General features: G+C 70.5%; 25 protein-coding genes, 1 tRNA gene and 1 riboswitch. Of the genes, 18 read left to right on the plus strand and 8 right to left on the minus strand.

Going from position 1 to position 23561, the window contains the following annotated elements:
- Positions 1–10 precede the first annotated feature (10 nt).
- The 8 genes from BLT36_RS00585 to pstB all read left to right on the plus strand — a co-directional run bounded on the left by BLT36_RS00585 (position 11) and on the right by pstB (position 9253).
- The gene (locus BLT36_RS00585) at positions 11–694 is read left to right on the plus strand and encodes a winged helix-turn-helix domain-containing protein (protein WP_092091012.1); all 684 of its coding nucleotides are present in this window, start codon (positions 11–13) and stop codon (positions 692–694) included.
- 8 nt (positions 695–702) lie between these two features.
- A complete protein-coding gene (mshD, locus tag BLT36_RS00590) occupies positions 703–1545 on the plus strand; it encodes a mycothiol synthase (protein WP_092091014.1) in 843 nt (280 codons plus the stop codon).
- 91 nt (positions 1546–1636) lie between these two features.
- Complete coding sequence (locus BLT36_RS00595; RefSeq protein WP_092091016.1) at positions 1637–3802, plus strand: RNA degradosome polyphosphate kinase; 2166 nt, start codon at positions 1637–1639, stop codon at positions 3800–3802.
- The gene (locus BLT36_RS00600) at positions 3799–4746 is read left to right on the plus strand and encodes an NUDIX hydrolase (RefSeq protein ID WP_092091018.1); all 948 of its coding nucleotides are present in this window, start codon (positions 3799–3801) and stop codon (positions 4744–4746) included. The genes BLT36_RS00595 and BLT36_RS00600 overlap by 4 nt, the downstream gene beginning before the upstream one ends.
- Positions 4747–5082: 336 nt before the next feature.
- Positions 5083–6195 (plus strand): phosphate ABC transporter substrate-binding protein PstS, encoded by a 1113-nt coding sequence (locus BLT36_RS00605; protein WP_092091020.1) that lies wholly within the window; start codon positions 5083–5085, stop codon positions 6193–6195.
- 197 nt (positions 6196–6392) lie between these two features.
- The gene (gene pstC, locus BLT36_RS00610; protein WP_092091022.1) at positions 6393–7340 is read left to right on the plus strand and encodes a phosphate ABC transporter permease subunit PstC; all 948 of its coding nucleotides are present in this window, start codon (positions 6393–6395) and stop codon (positions 7338–7340) included.
- Between the two features lie 13 nt (positions 7341–7353).
- Positions 7354–8439, plus strand: a complete 1086-nt coding sequence (gene pstA / locus BLT36_RS00615) for a phosphate ABC transporter permease PstA (protein ID WP_092091024.1) — start codon at positions 7354–7356, stop codon at positions 8437–8439.
- 34 nt (positions 8440–8473) lie between these two features.
- Complete coding sequence (pstB, locus tag BLT36_RS00620) at positions 8474–9253, plus strand: phosphate ABC transporter ATP-binding protein PstB (protein WP_092091026.1); 780 nt, start codon at positions 8474–8476, stop codon at positions 9251–9253.
- A gap of 225 nt (positions 9254–9478) precedes the next feature.
- On the opposite strand, the gene BLT36_RS00625 is transcribed toward pstB, so the two are convergent.
- From BLT36_RS00625 to BLT36_RS00635, 3 genes are all read right to left on the minus strand, one after another.
- Positions 9479–10354 carry an anti-sigma factor gene (locus tag BLT36_RS00625; protein ID WP_092091028.1) on the minus strand — a complete coding sequence of 292 codons (876 nt, stop codon included), beginning with the start codon at positions 10352–10354 and terminating at the stop codon, positions 9479–9481.
- Positions 10351–10950, minus strand: a complete 600-nt coding sequence (sigK, locus tag BLT36_RS00630; RefSeq protein ID WP_175529426.1) for an ECF RNA polymerase sigma factor SigK — start codon at positions 10948–10950, stop codon at positions 10351–10353. Before sigK ends, BLT36_RS00625 begins: the two co-directional genes overlap by 4 nt.
- A gap of 545 nt (positions 10951–11495) precedes the next feature.
- Positions 11496–12125, minus strand: a complete 630-nt coding sequence (locus tag BLT36_RS00635) for a DNA-directed RNA polymerase subunit beta (RefSeq protein ID WP_092091030.1) — start codon at positions 12123–12125, stop codon at positions 11496–11498.
- Positions 12126–12252: 127 nt separating this feature from the next.
- Between BLT36_RS00635 and BLT36_RS18205 the strand changes: the two genes are divergently transcribed.
- The 4 genes from BLT36_RS18205 to BLT36_RS00650 all read left to right on the plus strand — a co-directional run bounded on the left by BLT36_RS18205 (position 12253) and on the right by BLT36_RS00650 (position 14063).
- Positions 12253–12414: a DUF2207 domain-containing protein gene (locus BLT36_RS18205; RefSeq protein WP_139166300.1), complete on the plus strand. Its 162-nt coding sequence runs from the start codon at positions 12253–12255 to the stop codon at positions 12412–12414.
- Positions 12415–12468: 54 nt separating this feature from the next.
- Positions 12469–12541: transfer RNA gene (locus tag BLT36_RS00640), tRNA-Lys, on the plus strand.
- Positions 12542–12761: 220 nt separating this feature from the next.
- Positions 12762–13577, plus strand: coding sequence for an SGNH/GDSL hydrolase family protein (locus BLT36_RS00645; RefSeq protein ID WP_139166301.1), 816 nt, complete (start codon positions 12762–12764; stop codon positions 13575–13577).
- A 165-nt stretch (positions 13578–13742) separates the two neighbouring features.
- Entirely contained in the window at positions 13743–14063 is a 321-nt protein-coding gene (locus BLT36_RS00650) for a hypothetical protein (RefSeq protein ID WP_092091034.1), read from the plus strand.
- A gap of 92 nt (positions 14064–14155) precedes the next feature.
- Here BLT36_RS00650 and BLT36_RS00655 read toward each other — a convergent pair whose 3' ends face one another.
- Both BLT36_RS00655 and BLT36_RS00660 read right to left on the minus strand, forming a co-directional pair.
- The gene (locus BLT36_RS00655) at positions 14156–15091 is read right to left on the minus strand and encodes an aldose 1-epimerase family protein (RefSeq protein ID WP_092091036.1); all 936 of its coding nucleotides are present in this window, start codon (positions 15089–15091) and stop codon (positions 14156–14158) included.
- On the minus strand, positions 15088–15942 hold the full coding sequence (locus BLT36_RS00660; RefSeq protein WP_092091038.1) for a DeoR/GlpR family DNA-binding transcription regulator: 855 nt from the start codon (positions 15940–15942) through the stop codon (positions 15088–15090). The genes BLT36_RS00655 and BLT36_RS00660 overlap by 4 nt, the downstream gene beginning before the upstream one ends.
- Before the next feature lie 64 nt (positions 15943–16006).
- On the opposite strand from BLT36_RS00660, the gene galT reads away from it, so the two are divergent.
- Both galT and galK read left to right on the plus strand, forming a co-directional pair.
- Positions 16007–17104, plus strand: coding sequence for a galactose-1-phosphate uridylyltransferase (gene galT / locus BLT36_RS00665; protein WP_092091040.1), 1098 nt, complete (start codon positions 16007–16009; stop codon positions 17102–17104).
- Positions 17101–18240 (plus strand): galactokinase, encoded by a 1140-nt coding sequence (gene galK / locus BLT36_RS00670; protein WP_092091042.1) that lies wholly within the window; start codon positions 17101–17103, stop codon positions 18238–18240. The genes galT and galK overlap by 4 nt, the downstream gene beginning before the upstream one ends.
- 180 nt (positions 18241–18420) lie before the next feature.
- On the opposite strand, the gene BLT36_RS00675 is transcribed toward galK, so the two are convergent.
- Entirely contained in the window at positions 18421–19320 is a 900-nt protein-coding gene (locus tag BLT36_RS00675; protein ID WP_092094181.1) for a tetrahydrofolate dehydrogenase/cyclohydrolase catalytic domain-containing protein, read from the minus strand.
- A 32-nt stretch (positions 19321–19352) separates the two neighbouring features.
- A complete protein-coding gene (gene glyA / locus BLT36_RS00680) occupies positions 19353–20636 on the minus strand; it encodes a serine hydroxymethyltransferase (RefSeq protein WP_302847109.1) in 1284 nt (427 codons plus the stop codon).
- An 80-nt stretch (positions 20637–20716) separates the two neighbouring features.
- A riboswitch (ZMP/ZTP riboswitch) is annotated at positions 20717–20802 on the minus strand.
- Between the two features lie 37 nt (positions 20803–20839).
- On the opposite strand from glyA, the gene clpS reads away from it, so the two are divergent.
- The gene (clpS, locus tag BLT36_RS00685; protein ID WP_092091044.1) at positions 20840–21127 is read left to right on the plus strand and encodes an ATP-dependent Clp protease adapter ClpS; all 288 of its coding nucleotides are present in this window, start codon (positions 20840–20842) and stop codon (positions 21125–21127) included.
- Entirely contained in the window at positions 21124–21600 is a 477-nt protein-coding gene (locus BLT36_RS00690) for a DUF2017 family protein (protein WP_092091046.1), read from the plus strand. The genes clpS and BLT36_RS00690 overlap by 4 nt, the downstream gene beginning before the upstream one ends.
- Here the strand turns inward: BLT36_RS00690 and BLT36_RS00695 are convergent.
- Positions 21584–22513, minus strand: a complete 930-nt coding sequence (locus BLT36_RS00695) for an NmrA family NAD(P)-binding protein (protein WP_092091048.1) — start codon at positions 22511–22513, stop codon at positions 21584–21586. The genes BLT36_RS00690 and BLT36_RS00695 overlap by 17 nt on opposite strands.
- Before the next feature lie 55 nt (positions 22514–22568).
- Here BLT36_RS00695 and BLT36_RS00700 point away from each other — a divergent pair, with 55 nt between their 5' ends.
- Both BLT36_RS00700 and BLT36_RS00705 read left to right on the plus strand, forming a co-directional pair.
- Positions 22569–23027, plus strand: a complete 459-nt coding sequence (locus BLT36_RS00700) for a MarR family winged helix-turn-helix transcriptional regulator (protein ID WP_175529427.1) — start codon at positions 22569–22571, stop codon at positions 23025–23027.
- Between the two features lie 103 nt (positions 23028–23130).
- Positions 23131–23556: a MarR family winged helix-turn-helix transcriptional regulator gene (locus tag BLT36_RS00705; protein ID WP_092091052.1), complete on the plus strand. Its 426-nt coding sequence runs from the start codon at positions 23131–23133 to the stop codon at positions 23554–23556.
- Positions 23557–23561 lie beyond the last annotated feature (5 nt).

Here is a 23561-nt window from a genome sequence, read left to right on the forward strand (position 1 = left end):
TGGAGGTCCTGTGGCCCAGCTCCTGGTACTCACCTCAGCCGCGCCCGGCGACGTCCTGCCGAGTCTCGGTCTGCTGAGCCACCGGATCCGCCACGTGCCCGCCGAGGCCGCCCAGCTGGTCAACGCGCCGCAGAGCGACCTCATGTTCGTGGACGCCCGCACCGACCTCGCCAGTGCGAAGGCCCTGTGCAAGATCCTCGCGACGAGCGGCTCGACCACCCCGATCATCCTGGTCGTCACCGAGGGCGGCCTCACCGCGGTGAACAGCGAGTGGAACGTCGACGACGTCGTGCTCGAGACCGCGGGCCCCGCCGAGGTCGACGCCCGCATCCGGCTCAGTGCCGGTCGCGCGTCGAAGAACCAGACCGGGTCGAAGATCCAGGCGTCCGGTGTCGTCATCGACGAGGCGAGCTACTCGGCGAAGGTCCGCGGCCGGCCGCTCGACCTCACCTTCAAGGAGTTCGAGCTCCTCCGCTTCTTCGCGACCCACCCGTCGCGCGTCTTCACCCGCGAGCAGCTGCTCAGCGAGGTCTGGGGCTACGACTACTTCGGCGGCACCCGGACGGTCGACGTGCACGTCCGGCGGCTCCGGGCCAAGCTCGGCGACCTCGAGTCGCTCATCGGCACCGTCCGCAACGTCGGGTACCGCTTCAACGTCTACGACGACGAGGCCGACCGCCTCACCGCCCAGTAGGCACGGTCGTGGCCGTCGCGCTCGAGCGCTTCACCGTCCGCGGGGAACCCCGCCCGTTCTCCGACCAGACCCTGGTCGACGTGCGCGCCGGCCGCGCGACGGTCGTCGGCGACGAGCGCGGGGTCGCCGTGGTCCGCGACGCCGAGCTGGAACTGGTGGTCGCCCTGGAGGCGCGGGGCCAGGGCCTCGGGACCGCCCTCGTCACGCGGGTGCTCGGGCTGGACGGCGGGGCCGCCCCCGTGGTCACTCCCACACCGACACTCGCGTGGGCGCACGGGGACCACCCCGCTGCGCGGGCGCTCGCGACGCAGTTCGGCTGGACCGCCGTCCGCACGCTGCTGCAGCTCCGTGCCCCCATCGCAGCCGCTCCCCCTGCACTCGACCTGCCGGACGGCTACACGCTGTCCTCCTTCCGCGCCGGCGACCCCGGCGACGAAGCCGACTGGCTCGCGCTCAACGCCGCCGCGTTCGCGCACCACCCCGAACAGGGCCGGATGACGCTCGACGACCTCCGCGCCCGCGAGGCCGACGACTGGTTCTCCGGCGACGACCTGCTCCTGCTCCGCGACGCCGCGGGCCGTCTGGCCGGCTCGTGCTGGCTCAAGGTCGAGGGCGACGTCGGCGAGTTCTACGCCGTGGCCGTGCGTCCGGACCTGCAGGGGCAGCGGCTCGGCGGGGTGCTCATGCGTGCGGGGACGGCCCGGCTGACCGGTCGTAGACTCGCGGCGGCGGCGCTCTACGTGGAGGGCGACAACGAGCCCGCGCTGGCGCTCTACCGTCGGTCGGGGTTCACGCAGCACGCGATCGACGTGCAGTACGCCGCGCCGGGCTCCACGACGACGACTGCCTGACGGTCCTCCACAGGGCCGCCGTTCACCGCGGGTTTCCACAGCGTCCACCCCGGGACCTCCGGCCGCAGGGACCGGGTGGCAGGATGTGGGCATGGACACCGAACCGCAGCTCGACGGCGACTCCGTCGCACCGGACCTCGACGACTTCGACGAGGTCGTCGAGATCGAGCACGAATCGCTGCCCACCGACCGCTACTTCGACCGCGAGCTCAGCTGGCTCCGCTTCAACCAGCGGGTGCTCGAGCTGGGCGAGGACCGGACGCAGCCGTTGCTCGAACGCGCGAACTTCCTGGCGATCTTCGCGTCCAACCTCGACGAGTTCTTCATGGTCCGGGTCGCCGGGCTGAAGCGCCGCATCGACACCGGCATCGCCGTCCCGACCAACGTCGGCCGCGCACCGTCCGACGTGCTGCGGGACATCGCGAAGAAGGCGCACGAGCTGCAGGACCGCCACGCGCAGGCGTTCATCGGCTCGCTCAAGCCGGACCTCGACGCCGCCGGCATCCACATCGAGCACTGGTCCGACCTCGACGAGGCCGACCGGCTCCGGATGCGTGAGTACTTCAACGAGCAGATCTTCCCGGTCCTGATGCCCCTGGCGGTGGACCCGGCGCACCCGTTCCCCTACATCTCCGGTCTGTCGGTGAACCTCGCGGTGCGGGTGCGGAACCCGAAGTCGCAGCGGCAGGAGTTCGCTCGGCTCAAGGTGCCGCAGAACTTCTCGCGGTTCATCAAGCTGCCGGACGACAACTCCGGGCGCCTGCGGTTCATCCCGCTCGAGGACCTCATCGCGAACCACCTCTCGGACCTGTTCCCGGGGATGGAGGTGCTCGAGCACCACGTGTTCCGGGTCACCCGCAACGAGGACGTCGAGATCGAGGAGGACGAGGCCGAGAACCTCATCCAGGCCCTCGAGCGCGAGCTGCTCCGCCGTCGGTTCGGGCCGCCCATCCGTCTCGAGATCACCGAGGACATGGACCCGGTGACGCTCGACCTGCTGGTGCGCGAGCTCGACATCACCGAGCAAGAGGTGTTCCGCCTGCCGTCGCCGCTCGACCTCGGCGGCCTGTTCGAGATCGCGAAGATCGCCCGCCCGGATCTGCACTACCCGAAGCACGTGCCGACGACGCCGGTGCAGTTCCAGCCGGGCGAACCGAACACGAAGCCCGACCTCTTCCGGGCGATCGGCTCGAAGGACGTGCTCGTCCACCACCCGTACGAGTCCTTCGCGACGAGTGTCCAGGCGTTCCTCGAGCAGGCCGCAGCGGACCCGAACGTGCTCGCCATCAAGCAGACCCTGTACCGCACCTCGGGCGACAGCCCCATCGTCGAGGCGCTCATCGACGCCGCGGCCGCGGGCAAGCAGGTCCTCGCCCTCGTCGAGATCAAGGCGCGCTTCGACGAGCAGAACAACATCACGTGGGCACGGAAGCTCGAGAAGGCCGGCGTGCACGTGGTCTACGGCCTGGTCGGGCTGAAGACGCACTCCAAGCTGGTGCTCGTCATCCGGCAGGAGGGCGGCACCCTCCGGCACTACAGCCACATCGGCACGGGCAACTACAACCCGAAGACCTCGCGCATCTACGAGGACATGGGCCTCTTCACGTCGGACGACACGGTGGGCAAGGACCTCACGCGTCTGTTCAACGAGTTGTCGGGCTACGCGATCGAGAAGAAGTTCAAGCGCCTCCTCGTCGCGCCGCTGCACCTCCGGAAGGGTCTGCTCAAGCGGATCCAGACCGAGGCCGACAACGCCCGCGCCGGCAAGCCCTCGGGCATCCGGATCAAGGTCAACTCGATGGTCGACGAGCAGATCATCGACGCGCTGTACCTGGCGAGCCAGGCCGGCGTCCCGATCGACGTCTGGGTGCGCGGCATCTGCTCGCTGAAGCCGGGGATGGAAGGCGTCAGCGACACCATCCGCGTGCGGAGCGTCGTGGGCCGGTACCTCGAGCACTCCCGGGCGTTCGCCTTCCACAACGAGGGTGACCCCGCCGTGTTCATCGGCTCGGCCGACATGATGCACCGCAACCTCGACCGACGCGTCGAGGCCCTCGTGCGACTCTCCGACCCCGCGCACGTGAACGAGGTACAGGAGATGTTCGACCTCGCGATGGCGGACACGACGAGCTCGTGGCACCTCGAGTCCGACGGCGAGTGGACGCGTCATTCGACCGATGCGGATGGCCGCCCGCTCGACGACGTGCAGAATGTCCTCATGCGGAAGATCTCGGCGCGGAAGCGCTCCACTCGGTGAGCGGCGGCTCCTCCGGTCCGGTCATCGCAGCGGGTGCCGTCGTCTGGCGCGAACAGGACGGCGTGCCGCTCGTCCTGCTCGTCCACCGCGACCACCACAAGGACGTCTCGTTCCCGAAGGGCAAGGCCGACCCGGGCGAGAGCGTCCCGACGACCGCCGTGCGTGAGATCGACGAGGAGACCGGGTACCGCGTGCACCTCGGCGCTCCCCTCGGCACCGCCGAGTACGTGCTGCCGAGCGGTCGCGACAAGGTCGTGCACTACTGGGCGGCCCGGGTCTCCTCGAAGGAGTTCGAGCGCGCCGGCACGTTCACGCCGAACGACGAGGTCGCCTCGGTCGAGTGGGTCTCCCTCGACGACGCCCGCCGCCGGCTGACGTACGAGCGCGACGTCGCCATCCTCGACCGGTTCGCCGAACGCGTCGCCGCCGGGGAGCACCGGACGTTCGCGCTCATCGCGCTCCGGCACGGCAAGACGGTCCCCGGCTCCGAGTGGGACGGCCCCGACGCCACACGCCCGCTGCTGCCCGTCGGCCGCACGCAGGCCAGGGCCGTCTCGTCCCCGGTCGCCGCGTTCGGCCCGAAGAAGATCCTCAGCAGTACGGCGGCGCGGTGCCTCGCGACCGTCGAGCCCCTGTCGGCACGGACGAAGCTCGGCGTCTCGAGCACGCCGGACATCAGCCAGGACGCCCACGACCGCGGTGCTGCGAACGTGAAGGGCGTCGTGCAGAAGCGCCTCGAGAAGGCGAAGTCGACGGTCCTGTGCTCGCACGGCCCGGTGCTGCCGGACATCATCGCCCGGATCGCCACCGCGACGGCCGACGACAGCGGCCGGTTCGACCTCCGTCGTGCCGCGATGCTGTCGGTCGGGGACTTCGCCGTCATGCACATCGCCGACGGCAAGCTCGTCGCCGTCGAGACCCACCGCAACGCCGTCTCGGCGTAACGGGCGCACGAGACCAGCCAGCCGCACGAGAGAGCGGCAGCGCGCCAGCGCGACCACTTCGCCCCGCGAGCGGACGACGCTCGGTGATCCGCGCCTCCAGGCCCGGGATCGACGCATGCGTCTGCATGCTCCCCCAGCAGGCGCGACGTTCCCGATCCTGCACCCGTCCGGGGACCCGCGCACGGCGCCCCGTCCGACACAACCCCTCGTTCACCTGCCGTTCACCGGCGCGGGTGAGTCCCGTCACCTCGCGTCCCTACAGTCGCTCCCGGGTCGGCACCGACCCACGGGACCAGCAGCGGTCCCACCTGCACTGACATTCCCGAAGGGACCCCTGTGAACATCAAGCGAATCGGCACGGTCGCGGCAATCGCGATCGCCGGCGCGGTCGTGCTCTCCTCGTGCGCGGCGAACGAGGACGCGGGCAGCACCGCACCCTCCTCTTCCTCCAGCTCCGGCACCGACTACTCGAAGCTCTCCGGCACCCTCACCGGTTCGGGTTCTTCCGCACAGCAGACCGCCGAGGCCACCTGGGCCGCCGGCATCCAGAGCGTCGCCTCCGGCGTCACGGTCAACTACTCGCCCGACGGTTCGGGCGCCGGCCGCAAGAACTTCATCTCGGGTGCGGCGGACTTCGCCGGCTCCGATGCCGCCCTCTCCGACGAGGAGCTCAAGAGCACCTTCGCGCTGTGCGCCGCGGACTCGAAGGCCATCGACATCCCGGTCTACATCTCCCCGATCGCCATCGCCTACAAGGTCGACGGCGTCAAGGACCTGACCCTCGACGCGAAGACGATCGCGGGCATCTTCTCGGGCAAGATCACCAAGTGGAACGACTCGCAGATCGCGTCGCTCAACAAGGACGCGAAGCTGCCGGACGCGAACATCACGGTCGTGCACCGCTCCGACGACTCGGGCACCACGCAGAACTTCTCCGAGTACGTCTCGGCGAACGCGTCGGACGTGTGGACCGAGGCCCCGAGCCAGACCTTCCCGTACCAGGTCGGCGACAGCGCCAAGGGCACCTCGGGCGTGGCCTCGGCCATGGCCAGCGCCTCGAACGCGATCACCTACATCGACGACTCCGGCGCCGGTGACCTCGACAAGGCGAAGCTCATGGTCGGCGACAAGGCCACCGAGATCTCCGCCGAGGGCGCTGCCAAGGTCGTGTCGGACTCCGACGTCGCCTCCGGCCGCGAGGACAACGACCTCGCGATCAGCATCGACCGCAAGGACACCGCTGACGGTGCATGGCCGCTGGTGCTCGTCTCCTACGCCATCGCGTGCCAGGAGTACAAGGACGCCGACAAGGGCAAGCTCGTGAAGGGCTACCTCGACTACGTCGTCTCGAAGGACGCGCAGGACGCCGCCGCGAAGGAGGCCAAGTCGGCCGCCCTCTCGACGGAGCTCGCCGAGAAGGCCGCCAAGGCCGTCGCCTCCATCAAGTAACACCCTCTGAGCGCCCGGACGCCGGTCCCCACCCACACGACCGGCGTCCGGGCACTCGGGCGTCACACCCCGAACACGCAGAACCCCCAGAACACCCGAACACGCGAACACCCGAACACCAGAACACCCGAACATCCGAACCACCCCGAACCACCCCAACCCGTCGCCTCCCCCGGCGTTCCTCCGACAGGAGTCCCATGACGACCGCACCGGCCCAGCCAGGGGCCACCGTCACCCCGAAGCCGAAGGCCGTCGTCCGCGTCGGCGACCGCGTGTTCTCCGCCGCCTCGGTCATCGCCGGCGGCCTCATCCTCTTCGTGCTCGTGCTCGTCGCCGCCTTCCTGGTCTGGCAGAGCATCCCCGCGTTCAGCGCCAAGGTCGGCGAGCTGCCGAACCAGGCCGCCAACTTCTGGGACTACGTCGGCCCCCTCGTCTTCGGCACCGTCTGGTCCGCGCTCATCGCGCTCGTGATCGCCGTGCCGCTCTCGCTCGGGATCGCGCTCTTCATCTCCCACTACGCACCGCGCCGCATCGCCCCGGTCCTCGGCTACGTCATCGACCTGCTGGCCGCGGTGCCGTCGGTCGTCTACGGCCTCTGGGGCATCGTGGTGCTGGCGCCGTTCGTGAAGCCGTTCTACGGGTTCCTCAACGAGTACCTCGGCTGGTTCCCGCTCTTCTCCGGGCAGGTGTCCGGCACCGGCCGCACGATCCTGACGGCGTCGATCGTCCTCGCGGTGATGGCGATCCCGATCATGACCGCGGTCATGCGTGAGATCTTCCTGCAGGCCCCGCGCCTCAACGAGGAGGCCGCCCTGGCCCTCGGTGCGACCCGCTGGGAGATGATCCGCCTGTCGGTCCTGCCGTTCGCGAAGTCCGGCATCGTGTCCGCGATCATGCTCGGCCTGGGGCGTGCGCTCGGCGAGACGATGGCGATCGCCCTGGTGCTGTCGGTGTCGACGAACGTCACCTTCCAGATGCTCACCTCGCTGAACCCCTCGACGATCGCGGCGAACATCGCCCTGCAGTTCGCCGAGGCGTCCGGCACGGCCCTCAACGCACTCATCGCCTCGGGTCTGATCCTCTTCGTCATCACCCTGGTCATCAACATGCTGGCGCGCTACATCGTGCGCAAGCGGGTCTCCTGAGAGGTCACACCCGATGTCCCTCGCTCTCCGTCAGACCGGCATGGCCGGCAACGTCTACGCCAACGGCAAGCTCCACAAGTCGGTGCCGTGGCTGCTGCTCGTCGGCTCCTGGGTCGCCCTGGTCCTCGTCTTCGCCCTGCTCAACGCGGGCGGCGCCGTCAAGGACTTCAACGTCGTCGCGGCGCTGTTCCTCGGCACGGTCCTGTTCGACGTCCTCATCGTCATCGTCTCCCGCATCGTCGAGGGCGGCCGGCAGGCGGTCGACCGCCTCATCACCTCGCTCGTCATCACGGCGTTCGTCATCGCGGTCCTCCCCCTGGTGTCGCTCCTCTGGACGGTCCTCGCCGACGGGCTCGCCCGCTTCGACGTGGAGTTCTTCTCGTACTCGATGCGCGGCGTCATCTCCGAGGGCGGCGGCGCGGTCCACGCCCTGATCGGGACGCTCGAGATCACGCTGTTCGCGGCACTCATCTCGGTGCCGATCGGCCTGCTCACCTCGATCTACCTCGTCGAGTACGGCACGGGCGTGCTCGCCAAGGGCATCACGTTCTTCGTCGACGTCATGACGGGCATCCCCTCGATCGTCGCCGGCCTCTTCGCCTACTCGCTGTTCGCGCTGTTCCTCGGCCCGGGCGCCCGCTTCGGCCTGGTCGGCTCGGTCGCCCTGAGCGTGCTGATGATCCCGATCGTGGTGCGCTCCACCGAGGAGGTCCTGAAGATCGTCCCGATGGAGCTCCGCGAGGCCTCGTACGCGCTCGGCGTCCCGAAGTACCTCACCATCCTGAAGGTCGTCCTCCCCACGGCGCTCGCCGGCATCACCACCGGCGTCATGCTCTCCATCGCCCGCGTCATCGGCGAGACCGCACCGCTCCTGGTCACGGCCGGGTTCACCGCGAGCATGAACTACGACCTGTTCAAGGACCCGATGATGACGCTGCCGGTGTTCGCGTACACGCAGTACTCGCAGCAGGGCGCCAACCCGGTGCCGTTCGTCGACCGGGCCTGGACAGCAGCGCTCCTCCTCATCATCATCGTGATGCTGCTGAACCTGCTCGCCCGGTTCATCACCCGTCTCTTCGCCCCCAAGCTCTCGCGCTGACCCGCGGGATCGACCACCCACCAGAAGGAACCACGTGTCCAAGCGCATCGAGGTCGACGGCCTCAACGTCTACTACTCGAAGTTCAAGGCCGTCGAGGGCGTCGACATCACGATCGAGCCCCGCACCGTCACCGCGTTCATCGGTCCCTCGGGCTGCGGGAAGTCCACCTTCCTCCGCACCCTGAACCGCATGCACGAGGTCATCCCCGGCGCGTACGTCGAGGGTTCGGTCAAGGTCGACGGCGACGACCTCTACGGCCCCGGGGTCGACCCGGTGCTCGTCCGCCGGCAGGTCGGCATGGTGTTCCAGCGCCCCAACCCGTTCCCCACGATGTCCATCAAGGACAACGTGCTGGCCGGCGTGAAGCTCAACAACAAGCGGCTCTCCCGCTCCGAGGCGGACGACGTCGTCGAGCGGTCGCTGCAGGGTGCGAACCTCTGGAACGAGGTCAAGGACCGCCTCGACAAGCCCGGCATGGGTCTGTCCGGCGGCCAGCAGCAGCGTCTCTGCATCGCCCGCGCGATCGCCGTGCAGCCCGACGTGCTCCTGATGGACGAGCCGTGCTCCGCGCTCGACCCGATCTCGACCCTCGCGATCGAGGACCTCATCGAGGAGCTCAAGAAGGAGTACACGATCGTCATCGTGACCCACAACATGCAGCAGGCTTCGCGGGTGAGCGACAAGACGGCGTTCTTCAACATCGCGGGCACCGGTCACCCCGGCAAGCTCATCGAGTACGACGACACCGCCACGATCTTCTCGAACCCGTCCGTCCAGGCCACCGAGGACTACGTCTCCGGCCGCTTCGGTTGAGTTCGCGCTGACCTCGGGTACCGCTGCGGCGGACCCCGAACGACGAAGCCGACGTCACACGACGTCGGCTTCGTCGTTCCCGGTCGACGCTGCGGCCTGGAGGCGCGGCGCACCTCCGCACCGCAGCACCGGCGGGCGGGTGGTCGCGCCGGGCGCACGCCCCGCACACACGACTCCCCGCCCGCGGCAGGAGCCACGCGAGCGGGGAGAGGAGTACGTCCGGCGTCAGGCCGTGGTGACCGCCATGATCGGTGTCGTGGTCGGCTGCTTCGAACCGCCCTCGGGTTCCACCGTCATACCGATCGTCACGTTGTGCGACCGCTTGCCGGAGAGGACCGCCGAGTGCACGCCGTCCGAGGTTCCGTCCAGCAGGCCGGCAGCGGTGATCTTGCCGCCCTCGCCCTCGGAACCGATGTACCAGAGCTGGTAGGTCTTGCCCGCCGGCGCCTTCGAGACACCGTCGAGGATGACCGCGGACTTGCCGAGGTCGTCGGACCACACGACCGTGGCCGTGCCACCGCCGGAGACCTTCGCGGTGCTCCGCTTGAAGTCCGACGCGGCGTAGATCTGCTCGAGCCCGCCGCTCGCCTGCGTCGTCCCCGGGGCGGGGCCGTTCGACGGAGCGAAGGACGTGCCGACACCGAGACCGACGCCGAGGAACACCACCGCGACCGCGGCTGCGGCGGAGAGGGCTGCTGCCGGACGCTGGAACCAGCGTCGACGCGCAGCGGTCTCGGCCCGGCCACGTCGGGTGATGACGGACGGGTCGGCGGTGGGGCGTGCCTCCAGGCCGTCGTCGGCGACCGGCTCGGAGACCGGAGCAACGGGAGCGGAAGCAGGAGCCGACGAGTCGGCGAGCGGCGCCGCCTGCGGCATCGAAGCGATCTGAGCCATCAGCGACGCCTTGAGCGACGCGGGCGGCTCGACCGGCGTGACGGCGTAGGCGAGCTGCAGCGCGGTCTCGCGCAGCGAGTCCGTCTCGGCCCGCAGCTCCGGCGAGGCCGACATGGTCGACTCGAGCAGCGCTCGCTCGTCGTCCGACAGGGAGTCGAGGGCGTGCGCCCCGGTGAGCAGGGCAGGGTCTTCGTGGTGCTCGGTCATGATGTCACCCCCATCTCGTCGCGGAGTCGGATCATCCCGTCACGGAGACGGGTCTTGACGGTGCCGATGGGGACACCGAGGTGTGCGGCCATCTCGCTGTGCGAGTAGCCGCCGTAGTAGGCGAGTTGCACGGCCTGCCGTTGGAACTCGGTGAGTTTCCCGAGCGCCCGGCTGACCCGTTCGTGTTCGATGCGGATCTCGACGGATTCGGAGACCTGGTCGAAACCGGACTCGAAGTCGCGGATGCCGATCTTGGTGTCACGGTCGTGGGAGGCCTGCGAGGCCCGCACCCGGTCGACCGCTCGACGGTGCGCCATGGTGAGGATCCAGCTGGCCGCGGTCCCCCGCTTCCGGTCGAAGCGTGTCGCTTGCTGCCAGACCTCGAGGAAGACCTCTTGGGTGACCTCTTCCGACTGTGCGCGGTCCCGGAGGAGCCGCGTCACGAGACCGAGGACCCGGCCGGACAACACGTCGTACAGATCGGAGAAGGCCGCCTGGTCGCCGGTCGCCACCCGGGAGAGGAGGTCGTCCGGGGACGCCTGAGCCGGCTCGGTCGAGCTCCAGCTCTCGGTGTCGCGTTCCACGAGGGCAAGCATTGCAGGTTTCCCTCCTCCCGGTTGCGTTCCGCCTGTGAGTTCCGGTTCCGACGCACACATTCGGGTGGTGTGCGTCGGAACTGGGCGAGGTCCCGCTGACCCGCAGGGAATTGACCGCCAGGGAGCGGACCGGGTCACGCGGGACCTCACTGTGTGGCTGGCGGTGATGCCTGCCACGGTGATGATTCGGCGCCCTCGCCCGGTCGGATTGGAGCAGTTCTCACCCGGACGCCGGACTGTCCCCGTCGCGCGGGAGTCCATGGCACGCCCGACGGTGGTTCTGTCCACCGAGAGTGAACAGGGTCGTGCGTACAGGCCGCGTCTCGTAGAATCGATCTCGCCGGGCCGCAGCAAGCCCCGGGCTCCAAAATTCGCCGCTTCGAGCGGCCTCGCGCCGAGAGGCGCTTCTGCGGCCCGGTTTTCCTCTGCCCGCTGGGCGGTCCGTCTGCTGGCTTGTCCGCCCGCTGGCTTCGCTGTCTGGCTTGTCCGCCCGCTGGGCGGTCTTTCTGCCTGGAGGCGCGGTGCGGGTCCGCCCCGCCCGTCGCTCAGTCCAGGCTGTCGCGGCGCCAGAGCGCAGCGGCCTCGGTCAGGTCGGCCGCCAGCTCCGACAGGCGGAGCGCACGCTTCGTCAGCTCGCTGGCACGCTCGCCCGCCGTCAGGTCGGAATCGTCCGCCACCGCCGTCGCGCCCGCCGCGGTCAGCCGGCAGAACGCCGCACCGCGGTCGAGCGCCACCGCGAGGTCGCCCGTGTACAGGCCGTGCAGGATCCGATCCGCGAGCGTCAGGATCTCCGCCGGCCCCGTCGGCTCCTCGGCACCCGCCACGGCCTGGTCGATCGTGCCGATCAGCTCGGTGCCCCGCTCGAAGAGGTACGCGACCTCGGTCGGGTTCTGCCGGATGACCGTCCGCACCAGGTAGATCCGCCACAGGGCACCGGGCAGCGTGTGCGCGCCGACGCGGGCCCACAGCTCGGCGATCGCGTCGATGCCGTGCACGTCCGTGTAGGTGACCAGCCGCTCGACGACCTCGGGATCGGGGTCCTGGCGGACACGGTGCAACAGCGCGTTCGCGGTCTCGTGCGCGACACGGTTCACCACGGCAGGGTCTTCGCCACCCTGGATCGCGGCGAACTCCTGGTCGGTGAAGTGGACGGGACGGTGGTGATCGCGAGGCACCGCGACAGTGTAGGCGCGACCGGCGACAGCCCTTGTCCCCCGTTCGCCGAGAACGCAACCGGCCAGATCCGCGTACCGTGCTCCGCCAGGGAGGCACTCCTCCCGGACGTGAAGAAGAGGACACTCCATGAACGCCCTGCTCATCATCCTGGCCGTGATCGCGGTCATCCTGCTGTTCGTCGGCGGTTTCGCCGCGAGCCTGAAGTTCCTGCTCTGGGTCGGGATCGTCCTGCTCATCATCGCGGTGATCGCCTGGCTCCTGCGCAGCCTCACCGGGCGTCGTAGCTGACCGCACGACAACGGTTCCGAACTGGAGGCCCTCACCCGCTAGCCTTGCGGGTGAGGGCCTCTAGCTCAGTTGGTAGAGCACCGGACTTTTAATCCGAGGGTCGTGGGTTCGAGCCCCACGGGGCCCACACCTTCCCGAACCGCGGCTTTTCATCCGAGGGTCGTGGGTTCGAGCCCCACGGGGCCCACACCTTCCCGAACCGCGGCTTTTCATCCGAGGGTCGTGGGTTCGAGCTCCACGGGGCCCACACCTTCCTGCCCTGTCGTTCCGCTTGCTGCCCATCTCATTCAGGGACACTCGGTGGACGGTCACCTGCCCCCCGGACTGCGCCGCGTAGAATCCCGGCCGTGGCCCGACGAACCGACGGCGGATGGCCGGACGGTCCTCGTTCGCAGCCGCTCAGACGACGACGCCGGAGGCGACGCCTGCTCCCCGGGGTCGCCCTCGGCGCGATGAGCCTCGGCGTCGCCGGGTGCCTCGTCATGCTGCCCGCGGTCTCCGATGCGTGCCAGTCGGTGCCGGACGCCTCGGACGTCTCCGCCACGCACGCCGCGTCGGCCATCGCCCGCGGCTCGGACGTCCTCATCGTCGGTGACTCGTACACGACGGGCCGCGGTTCGTACGACGGTCGGCACGGATGGGCGCAGGACCTCGTGGCCGATCGCGACTGGGACGCCACCGTCGACGGCGTCCCGGGCACCGGCTACGTCAACACGGGTGTGACGAACTCCGCCCGCTGGAACTACCTGTCCCGCATCGAACGGAGCGCGTCCCTCGACCCGGAGCTCGTGATCGTGCAGGGCAGCCAGAACGACTGGCTCGTCAGCGCGGAGACCCTCGAACGCCGGGTCGAGCGGACCCTGCGCACGGCGAAGCGGCAGTGGCCGGGCGCCGTCATCGTGGCGGTCGGCCCCTCGGCTCCGCAGCCCCGTGCGACGAGCACTGCGGGGATCTCGTCCGCGGTCGAGGCGGGAGCGAAGGCAGCGGGGGTGCCGTTCGTCGATGCGCTCGCCGGGCAGTGGTTCACGAAGATGAACAGTGCGAGCTACGCCGCGGTCGACGGGCAACACCTCAACGACGCCGGGTACCGGTACCTCGCGGCGAGGATCGACGAGGCGCTCGTCGGCCTCGCCACGCCGGCCGAGCACGAGCAGTGCGTCTGATCTCCTGACCGGGGTACAAGTCCCCCTCAGCCTGCTCTTGGCATTTCCAGTCCACAGCTCAGTCCGCGTTCAGCAGACTGTTGGCCTGACGCCGATAGTGTCGTTTCCGGATCCGATCGACGGATCCTGCAGCACAGCACCACCACAGAACGAACGGGGTACACCGTGATCGAGCCCATCGAAGCCACGCCGACCAGCACCACCGGTGACGCGCGCCGCATCGTCGAGCTCGCAGCAGCGACCAACACGACGATGAGCAACGAGCTCCTGCTCGACACGCTCCGCCGCAACGCCCAGGTCACGACCCGCCACATCCGCAAGGACTTCATCGAGGTCGCCACCGCCACCGCGGTGCTCGGCTACGTCTGCCGCCAGCGCAAGGACTTCATCGCCCTGCGCGGCGACGACCCGGCCTGGGCGCACGAGGTCGGCCGCTACGGCACCGAGTCCCTCGCGGTCGAGGCACTCCGCATGCGCCGCGCCTGACGAAGCGCGCGCTGACGCGCTCCAGCGTCACGCGCTCCCGCACGACGACGGCCCCGCCGGACTCCGGCGGGGCCGTCGTCGTGCACGAGGGGTCAGGACCAGACGCGGCGGATGCCCCAGGTGCCGGTCCACGACTCGTCGGGCTCGAGCCAGCGCAGGCCCTCGCCGGAGTTGAGGGCGTTCGCGGGCGCCGTCATGGGTTCGACGGCCACGGCGAGGCCCTTCCCGTCGCCGCGGGGGAACTCGCGTGAGGTGAAGACCTGCACGTAGGGGAACGACTCGTCCTGCCAGAGCTCGACGCCGTCACCCTCCGGGCCGTGCATCGTCGTCCGGCGGACCCCGTCGGCATCGGGCGTGATGTCGCGGTAGGCGGTGTCGAGGTCCGAGTCCCCCGCACGACGGCCCTGCCGCAGGTCGTACTCCGTGCCGTCCACCGGCACCGAGCCGTTCGGCACCTTCTGCTCGTCGACGGTGAAGGCGGTGTCGGCGGCGAGGGTGACGACGAGGTCCTCGGCGGGGGTGTCCCCGGCGCGGAGGTACGGGTGCGCCCCGATCGCGAACGGCGCCCGGACTCCGGACCGGTTGACGACCTCGTGCGTCACCCGGATGCCGTCGTCGACGAGCTCGTGGTGCACCCGGGTCTCGAGCGTGAACGGCCAGCCGTGCTGCGGGTGGATCGTCGCTTCCTGCACGACACCGGACTCGGTCTGGGACACCACGCGGTACGGCGCGAACCGGAGCAGCCCGTGTGAGGCGTTCCCGAACTTCGGCTCCGACACGTCGAGCTGCTGCGCCTTCCCGTCGAGCTGCCAGACGCCGCCCTTGACGCGGTTCGGCCACGGCGCGAGCACGATGCCGTTCGCCCCGGGCGGCTGCTCGGACACCGGGAACGGCTCGGTCAGGTCGAACCCGGCTACCCGGAGCTCGCGGATGCCTGCGGCGACCTCGGTGACGACCGCCTCGACGACCCCGTCGGGTCCGGCGTGACGGAGGTGGTACTGGCCCCCGGTCGGTGCTGCTGCGGTCATGCGGTCTCGTTCCTTCCAGCTGTGTCGGCCGACGGTTCGTCGTCGGCCACGATGACCCGGACGCCGGCCGCCCGGATCGGTGCGACGGCGTCCACCGTGGTCTCGGCGGTGACGACGACGTCGATGTCCTCGAGCGCACGGACGACCCCGATGTGGGCCCGGCCGAACTTCGACCCGTCCGCGACCACGACCGTACGCCGGGCCGACGCCGCGAGCATGCGCTTCGCCTCGGTCTCGGGCAGGTTGACGTTCGTCAGACCGTGCGCCACGTCGACCCCGGTGCCGCCGAGGAACACGACGTCGGCGGCGATCATCGGGAGCAGGGCACCGTTGAACGGCGCGACGAGCGAGTGCTGCAGGGGGCGGAGCGTGCCGCCGGTGACGATGACCGTGAAGCGGGGGACGGACCGCTCGAGAGCGAGCGCGGTGGTGAGGGAGTTCGTCACGACGGTGACGTCGACCAGCTCGGTGCGGGCCACCAGCGCCTCGGCGACGGCGGCGGGCGTCGTCCCGACGTCGAGCACGACGCACTGGCCGGAGCGCACGAGCGCGGCTGCTGCGCGACCGATCGCCGCCTTCGCGACCTGGTGCTCGACGGCGGTCTCCTCGAACGGTCGTTCGCCGGAACCGGCCCCGAGGCGGACCGCACCGCCGTGCACCCGCCGGATCCGCGCCTCCAGGTCGAGGGAGGCGAGGTCCTGTCGGACGGTCACCTCGCTGGTACCGAGGGCCGCTGCCAGGGCGGCCGTCCGGACCATGCCGGGCGCGCCCTCGACGATGGAGACGATGCGGTCCTGGCGCAGCGGCGCAGGGAGCGCGCCGGCGAGGAAGGAGAGGTCGTCGTCCGTCATGTGCTCAGTTTCGCTTGCTTCCGATGTCTTTCGCAATCCTTCGGATGGCGGGTAGGGTGGTGCGGTGATCACCAAGCGCGTGACGAAGCTCGCGGACGGCCGCGACCTCATCTACTTCGACGACGCCGACTCGACGCTGCCCGCAGAGCGCAGCATCGACGAGCGCGTGCTCGACCCGCGGCCGGAGACGGCGCGCATGCGGCAGGACGTCCTGACGGGCGAGTGGGTGTCGATCGCGGCGTCGCGGCAGAACCGCGTGTTCCTGCCGCCGGCCGACCAGGACCCGCTGGCGCCGCAGTCCGCCGCGAACCCCTCCGAGATCCCGAGCCGCTACGACGTCGCCGTGTTCGAGAACCGCTCGCCGTCGTTCGGCCCGCTGCTCGAGGCGGACGACGCACCCGAGTCCCTCGACTCGCTGAGCGACGTCGGCCTGAACCGCCAGCTCCGCTCCGTCGGCCGGTGCGAGGTGGTCTGCTTCTCCCCCGAGACCGCCGGCTCGTTCGCGTCGATCACCGAGTCGCGGGCGCGCACCGTGGTCGAGGCGTGGGCGGACCGCACCGCGGCCCTGTCCGAGATGCCCGGCATCCAGCAGGTCTTCCCGTTCGAGAACCGCGGCGAGGCGATCGGCGTCACGCTGCGCCACCCGCACGGCCAGATCTACGCCTACCCGTACGTCACCCCGCGCACCCAGCGGCTGCTCGCCTCGATCGAGCGGTTCGGACCGGACCTGTTCGAGCAGCACCTCGCGAACGAGCGGGCGTCCGAGCGGGTCGTCCTCGCGGGCGAGCACTTCACCGCCTTCGTGCCGTTCGCCGCGCGCTGGCCCATCGAGATCCACATGTTGCCGCACCGGCACGTGCCCGACTTCGCCGGGCTGACCGACGCCGAGAAGGACGAGCTCGCGTTCATGCACCTCCGGCTCACCCGCGGGCTCGATGCGCTCTACGGCGACCCGACGCCGTACATCGCCGCGTGGCACCAGGCACCGGTGCACACCGCCCGCGACACCGTGCGGCTCATGCTGCAGATCACGTCGCCCCGCCGGGCGGCCGACAAGCTGAAGTTCCTGGCCGGCAGTGAAGCCGCCATGGGCGCCTGGATCGGGGACCTCGTGCCCGAGAAGGCGGCCGAGTTCATCCGAGGAGGGATCGAGCGCGCATGACGTTCCAGCAGGTCTACGGGTACGAGCCGACGGTGCGGTACTCCGCGCCCGGCCGCGTCAACCTGATCGGCGAGCACACCGACTACAACGACGGGTACGTGCTGCCTTTCGCGATCGACCGGCGCACCACCGCCACGATCGCGCAGCGGGACGACCGCGTCATCCGTGTCGCGTCTGCGTTCGACGAGTCCGGCGGCCCGGTGTCGCTGTCGCTCGACGAGCTCTCGCCCGACGCGATGGACGGCTGGTCTGCGTACGTCTTCGGCATCGCCTGGGCGCTCCGCGAGCACGCCGGCGCGGACCTCTCCGACAAGACCGGGTTCGACGTCTTCATCGACTCGGACGTGCCGGTCGGCGCCGGTCTGTCGTCGAGCGCCGCGATCGAGTGCGGTGTCGCCCTCGCCTTCAACGACCTGTGGGAGCTCGGACTCGACCGCAAGGCCCTCGCACGGGTCGGCCAGTACTCCGAGAACCACGCCGTCGGGGCCCCCACCGGGATCATGGACCAGTCGGCGTCGCTCCTCGGAGAGCAGGACGCCGTGGTGTTCCTCGACTGCCGCACGCTCGACACCGCGGTCGTCGATCTCGCTCTCCAGGCGAACGACCTCGAGGTCCTCGTCATCGACACCCGGGTCGAGCACGCCCACGCCACGGGCGGGTACGCCGCACGCCGGGCATCGTGCGAGAAGGGTGCCGAGGTCCTCGGCGTCGAGGCACTGCGCGACCTGTCGGTCGACGACCTCCCGCGCGCGCAGGAGCTCCTCGACGACGAGACGTTCCGCCGCGTCCGCCACGTCGTGACCGAGGACCAGCGGGTCCTCGACACGGTCCGCACGCTCCGCGAGCAGGGGCCGCGGGCGATCGGCTCGCTGCTCGTCGCCTCGCACGAGTCGATGCGCGACGACTTCGAGATCTCCGTGCCGGAGCTCGACCTCGCGGTCGAGACCGCGATGGCGCACGGTGCGGTCGGATCGCGGATGACCGGTGGCGGGTTCGGTGGTGCGGCGATCGCGTTGGTCGACCGGGAGGCCCGTGATGCGATCACGACGGCCGTCACCGCCGCCTTCGCCGACGCCGGGTACCGCGAGCCGAACGTCTTCACCGTGCACGCTGCGCAGGGCGCCCGGCGCGACTGAGCGGCCCGCGCCCGGCGTACGGCGGCCCGCGCCCGGCGCACGGCGGGGCGAGTCTCGCGCTGAGCGACAGTTCACGCGGCCGAATGCCCGTGATGTGTCGCTCAGCGCGAGACTCGGCACCGAGGCGGCACCGAGGCGGCACCGAGGCAGCGCCGAGGCGGCACCGCCCGAGCACCCGCGCTAGTGCAGGTGACGCTCGGCAGCCTCGACCACGTTCTTCATGAGCATCGCGCGGGTCATCGGCCCGACGCCACCGGGCACCGGCGACAGGAACCCGGCGACGGACGCGACCGCGGGGTCGACGTCGCCGCGGAGACGAGCCTTCCCGGTCTCCTCGTTCACCACGCGGGTGATGCCCACGTCGATCACGGCGGCACCGGGCTGCACCCAGTCCGGCTTGACGAGCCCGGCGACCCCCGCGGCAGCGACGATGATGTCCGCACGCCGGCACTCGGCCGCGACGTCGGCCGTGAGCGAGTGCGTGAGCGTCGCCGTGGCCTCGAGTCGGGTGAGCAGCAGTCCGAGCGGCCGGCCGACCGTCAGGCCCTGCCCGATGATCGTGACGTGCGCGCCGCGGATCGGGATCTCGTACGCCTCGAGCATGGCGACGATGCCGCGCGGGGTGCACGGCAGCGGAGCGTCGATCGTGCCGGCTCCGCCCGGGACGGCGAGCACGAGCTCACCGAGGTTGGTGGGGTGCAGGCCGTCGGCGTCCTTCGCCGGGTTCATCAGCTCGAGCATCGGGATCGGGTCGATGCCCTGCGGCAGCGGGAGCTGCACGATGAACGCGGTGACCCGGGGGTCGTCGTTCATCTGCAGGATCGCCGCCCGGATGTCGGCGGCACTCGCGGAGGACGGCAGGTCGATGCGGACCGAGTCGAGCCCGATCTGCGCCGAGTCCTTGTGCTTGCCGGCGACGTACGACACCGATCCGGGGTTGGAGCCGACCATGATCGTGCCGAGGCCCGGGCGGAACCCGTGGTCGTGCAGGCGGTCGATGCGGAGCTTCAGGTCGTCGAGCGTGCGGGCGGCGAGGGCGGTGCCGTCGATGCGGACGGCAGAGCCCTCCCCGGCCCACAGCGCGCGCGGCAGCGGTGCAGCCACGGCGCCGCTCACGCGTAGAGCGGGAACGCGTCGGTCAGGGCCTTGACCCGTGCCGAGAGCGCTTCGATGTCCGGGTTGGGCATGAGCGTCAGCGCGATGATGTCGGCGACCTCGGTGAACTCGGCGTCGCCGAAGCCACGCGTGGCGAGCGCCGAGGTGCCGATGCGGACACCCGAGGTGACCATCGGCGGGCGCGGGTCGAACGGCACGGAGTTGCGGTTCACGGTGATGCCGACCTCGTGCAGCAGGTCTTCGGCCTGCTTGCCGTCGACCTCGGACGTGCGCAGGTCGACGAGCACCAGGTGCACGTCGGTGCCGCCGGTCAGGACGTCGATGCCGGCGGCCTTCGCGTCGTCGGCGGTCAGGCGGGTGGCGAGCGCCTGGGCACCGCGGATGGTGCGCTCCTGGCGGTCCTTGAACTCCGGCGTGCCGGCGAGCAGGAACGCGGTGGCCTTGGCGGCGATCACGTGCATGAGCGGGCCGCCCTGCTGCCCCGGGAACACGGCCGAGTTGAGCTTCTTGAACAGCGTCTCGTCGTTCGACAGGATCAGGCCGGAGCGCGGGCCGGCGAGGGTCTTGTGGACCGTCGAGGAGACGACGTGCGCGTGCGGGACGGGCGACGGGTGCAGGCCCGCGGCCACGAGGCCGGCGAAGTGCGCCATGTCGACCCAGAGCTTCGCACCGACCTCGTCGGCGATCTCGCGGAACTTCGCGAAGTCGAGCTGACGGGGGTAGGCGGACCAGCCGGCGATGAGGACCTTCGGCTGGTGCTCGATGGCCTTGGCGCGGATGTCGTCGTAGTCGACCTCGAAGGTCTCGGGGTCGACGCCGTAGGACACGGCGTTGTAGATGCGGCCGGAGAAGTTGAGCTTCATGCCGTGGGTGAGGTGCCCACCGTGCGAGAGTTCGAGGCCGAGGATGGTGTCGCCGGCGGACGCGATGGCGTGCAGGACGGCAGCGTTCGCTGTGGCGCCGGAGTGCGGCTGGACGTTCGCGTACTCGGCGCCGAACAGCTTCTTGGCGCGCTCGATGGCGAGGGACTCGGCGACGTCGACGTACTCGCAGCCGCCGTAGTAGCGCTTGCCCGGGTAGCCCTCGGCGTACTTGTTCGTCAGGACGGAGCCCTGGGACTCGAGCACGGCGCGCGGGACGAAGTTCTCGGAGGCGATCATCTCGAGGAAGTCGCGCTGGCGGCCGAGCTCCTGCTGCAGCACCTTCGCGATCTCGGGGTCGACCTCGCTGAGCGGGGCGTTGAACGTGGACTGCGTGGTGGCAGGCGTCAGATCGGTGATGGACACGGGTCTCCTCGTTGTCTGGCCGCGCCTCGCAGCGCGACTCCGTCGGACGCACGCGCACGACGGGGTGGACGGGTGGTCGTGGCCCAGGCGTACGGCCGCGCACCGTGTCAGGTGTCGCTCCCCGATGGTGACCCATCCAACGCCAGTCGCGACCCCCCGATCGTACCGAGCGAGCCGGTTCGTGTCACCCTGGTTGCATGACCCTGCTGTCGCCTGACGTGGACGAGCGCACGAGTGTGCGGCCGGACTCCCCGTGGGTCGCGGTCGTCTGGGACGACCCGGTGAACCTCATGTCCTACGTCACCTACGTCTTCCAGCAGTACTTCGGTTTCTCCCGTCCCAAGGCGGAGCGGTTGATGCGGCAGGTGAACGACGAGGGCAGGGCGATCGTGGCGACCGGCCCGCGTGAGGCCATGGAGGCCCACGTCGAGGCGATGCACGGGTACGGTCTGCAGGCCTCCGTCGACAAGGCCCCGACTCCGTGATCCCGTTCGTCCGCCGCGCCGACGGCGTCCACCTCGGCATGTCCTCCGGCGAGCGCTCCGTCCTCACCTCGCTCACCGAGCAGCTGCAGCAGGTCCTCGCCGGTGACCTGTCGTCGGACCCGGTCGCGGCCCGGATGTTCCCGGACGCGTACCCGGGCGACGCCGACGCGAGCGCGGAGTTCCGGCGCTGGACCGAGTCGGACCTTGTCGCGCAGAAGTCCACGAACGCGTCGAGGGTCCACGGCTGGTTGACCGGGGCGCAGGACGGGGCGTTCACTCCCGAGGACGAGCAGGCCTGGCTCCGCTGCCTGACGGACCTGCGGCTGACCATCGCGGACCGGCTCGGCATCGTCGACGCCGCGAGCGAGGAGCGGTCGTACGGCTCGGACGCGGGCGTCGGCCTGCGGGACGTCTACGACTGGCTCGGGTACGTGCAGGAACACCTGGTCGAGACGCTCACAGCTGCCCGCTGACGGGCTGACGCGCCGACGCGGGCTGGTCGGCACCGACGAGCGCCGACCGGTTCGCCCGGGCCCATTCCGACATCGACGTGGGGGCGGTCCCGGTGATCCGCTCGACCTCGTCCGTCATGACGTCCACGCCGTCGAGCCCGCGACGCGCGACACAACCGAACTGCTGCCGGAGCCCCTCCGCCTGCCACGACGGCACCCCGTTCGCCCGGAGGACGGCACGGAAGACGCGGCTCGGCAGGTGCAGGTACCGGATCCGGCGCCCGACCCCGACTGAGAGCGCGCGGGCGACGCCCCGGCCGTCGAGGAGCTCCGGCCCGGTCAGCACGGGTTCCGCACCGACGTGTTCGCCGGCCAGCAGGACCGTCGTCGCGACGCGGGCGATGTCGGCGGTGTCGATCCACCCGATGCCCCCGCGGCCCATCGTCTGCGGGAACACCCCGTGGGCGAGTGCCGGCGCCGACGACACCAGGTTCGTCATGAAGCCCGACGGGTGCAGGATCGTCCACTGGAGGCCGCTCGCCCGGACGTCGCGGTCCACTTCCCAGATCGCCTTCGCCCACGGCATCGGTGACTGCTCGGCGGCGTCTCCTCCGGACAGGTGGACGATCGCGCGGACGCCCGCAGCCGCCGCAGCACGGACCCCCGTCGATCCGTGCTGACGCTGCTGCCGGGTCGCGGCGGTGACGAGGAACAGCTGGTCCACGCCGTCGAGTGCGGTCGTCATGGCGACCTCGTCGCCCAGGTCGGCGAGCCGGGCCTCGATCCCGCGGGCCTCGAACGCCGCGACCTGCTCGGGTCGCCGGACGACCGCTCGGACGTGGGCGCCCGCATCGTGGAGCATCTCGACCGTCTTCCCGCCGACGTCGCCGGTCGCTCCGGTGACGGCGACGACACCGCTGGTGGTTGCACCCATGGGATCTCCTCGTATCAGCTAACTGATACCAAACCCTACGCCGTACGCTGACCCCGTGCCCCAGGACTTCCCAGCAACGCGCGACGACGTCGACGCGATCGCCGCCTGGACCGTCATCCGGGCGGCGCGCGAGCTCGCGCGGGGCCTGGCCGCGGAGCTCGATCCCCTCGACCTCTCCCCCGTCGAGTTCGGCGTCCTCATCCAGCTCGCGGCCGCCGATGCGCTGAGTCAGGCAGAGCTGGCGCGCCTCGTCGGCGTCCGTCCACAGAGCATGACGGCACTCGTCGCCGGGCTGCACGAGCGCGGCCTCCTCGACCGCGGAGCCGAGCGGGGACGCGGCCGGCTCTCGCGGGTCGCCCTGACGCCGGCCGGCCGGGCACTCCTCGCCGAGGCGTACCCGCGGGTGCTCGCGAGCAACCGGTGGTTCGGCAGCGACGAGGCGGCGAGCGCCGTGGTCACAGCGCTCCGTCCGGTGCTGGCCGAGACGACCGGGCCCGCAGACGCCGTCCCCTGATCCGGCGCAGGTGCCTGGAGGAGCGGGCCACCTCCCCGTCGCCAGCCCGCCGATTCAACAGGTTGCCTTGCAAGTCGGACTGTCGAAGTAGTACCGTGGCGGTATGGAATCACCGGATCCGTCCGCCCTCGCCGGCGACCTGCTGACGCTCTACGGACGCCTCCGCCGCACCACGCTCGTCGGCAAGGTCGACGTCGTCACGGCCTCGCAGTCGGCGGTCCTCGGGCGGCTCGTCCGCGACGGCGCCACCACCACGGCGGAACTCGCCCGCGCCGAAGGGGTCCGACCGCAGTCGATGGGCGCGACCGTCCAGGCGCTCGAGGACCTCGGGCTCGTCGTCCGCTCGCAGGACCCCACCGACGGCCGACGCACGATCGTGGAGGCCACCGACGCCGGACGCACCGCCCGCGAGAACTCGCACCGCTCCCGCACCCGCCTCCTCGCCGAACGCCTCGCGGCGCTCGACCCCGACGACCGCGCCACCGTCGCCCGGTCCCTCACCATCCTCGGAACCCTCGTCGAGCGGTGACCGCC

This window comes from Curtobacterium sp. UNCCL20 (assembly GCF_900101675.1).
Taxonomy (GTDB): Bacteria; Actinomycetota; Actinomycetes; order Actinomycetales; family Microbacteriaceae; genus Curtobacterium.

Bases quoted from the DNA above. Each gene is read 5' to 3' on its own strand.
- BLT36_RS00595 (WP_092091016.1), top strand. From the start codon at position 1,637: ATGGACACCGAACCGCAGCTCGACGGCGACTCCGTCGCACCGGACCTC.
- pstC (WP_092091022.1), top strand. From the start codon at position 6,393: ATGACGACCGCACCGGCCCAGCCAGGGGCCACCGTCACCCCGAAGCCG.
- pstA (WP_092091024.1), top strand. From the start codon at position 7,354: ATGTCCCTCGCTCTCCGTCAGACCGGCATGGCCGGCAACGTCTACGCC.
- BLT36_RS00625 (WP_092091028.1), bottom strand. From the start codon at position 10,354: ATGACCGAGCACCACGAAGACCCTGCCCTGCTCACCGGGGCGCACGCC.
- sigK (WP_175529426.1), bottom strand. From the start codon at position 10,950: ATGCTTGCCCTCGTGGAACGCGACACCGAGAGCTGGAGCTCGACCGAG.
- BLT36_RS18205 (WP_139166300.1), top strand. From the start codon at position 12,253: ATGAACGCCCTGCTCATCATCCTGGCCGTGATCGCGGTCATCCTGCTG.
- BLT36_RS00655 (WP_092091036.1), bottom strand. From the start codon at position 15,091: ATGACCGCAGCAGCACCGACCGGGGGCCAGTACCACCTCCGTCACGCC.
- BLT36_RS00660 (WP_092091038.1), bottom strand. From the start codon at position 15,942: ATGACGGACGACGACCTCTCCTTCCTCGCCGGCGCGCTCCCTGCGCCG.
- galK (WP_092091042.1), top strand. From the start codon at position 17,101: ATGACGTTCCAGCAGGTCTACGGGTACGAGCCGACGGTGCGGTACTCC.
- clpS (WP_092091044.1), top strand. From the start codon at position 20,840: ATGACCCTGCTGTCGCCTGACGTGGACGAGCGCACGAGTGTGCGGCCG.
- BLT36_RS00695 (WP_092091048.1), bottom strand. From the start codon at position 22,513: ATGGGTGCAACCACCAGCGGTGTCGTCGCCGTCACCGGAGCGACCGGC.
- BLT36_RS00705 (WP_092091052.1), top strand. From the start codon at position 23,131: ATGGAATCACCGGATCCGTCCGCCCTCGCCGGCGACCTGCTGACGCTC.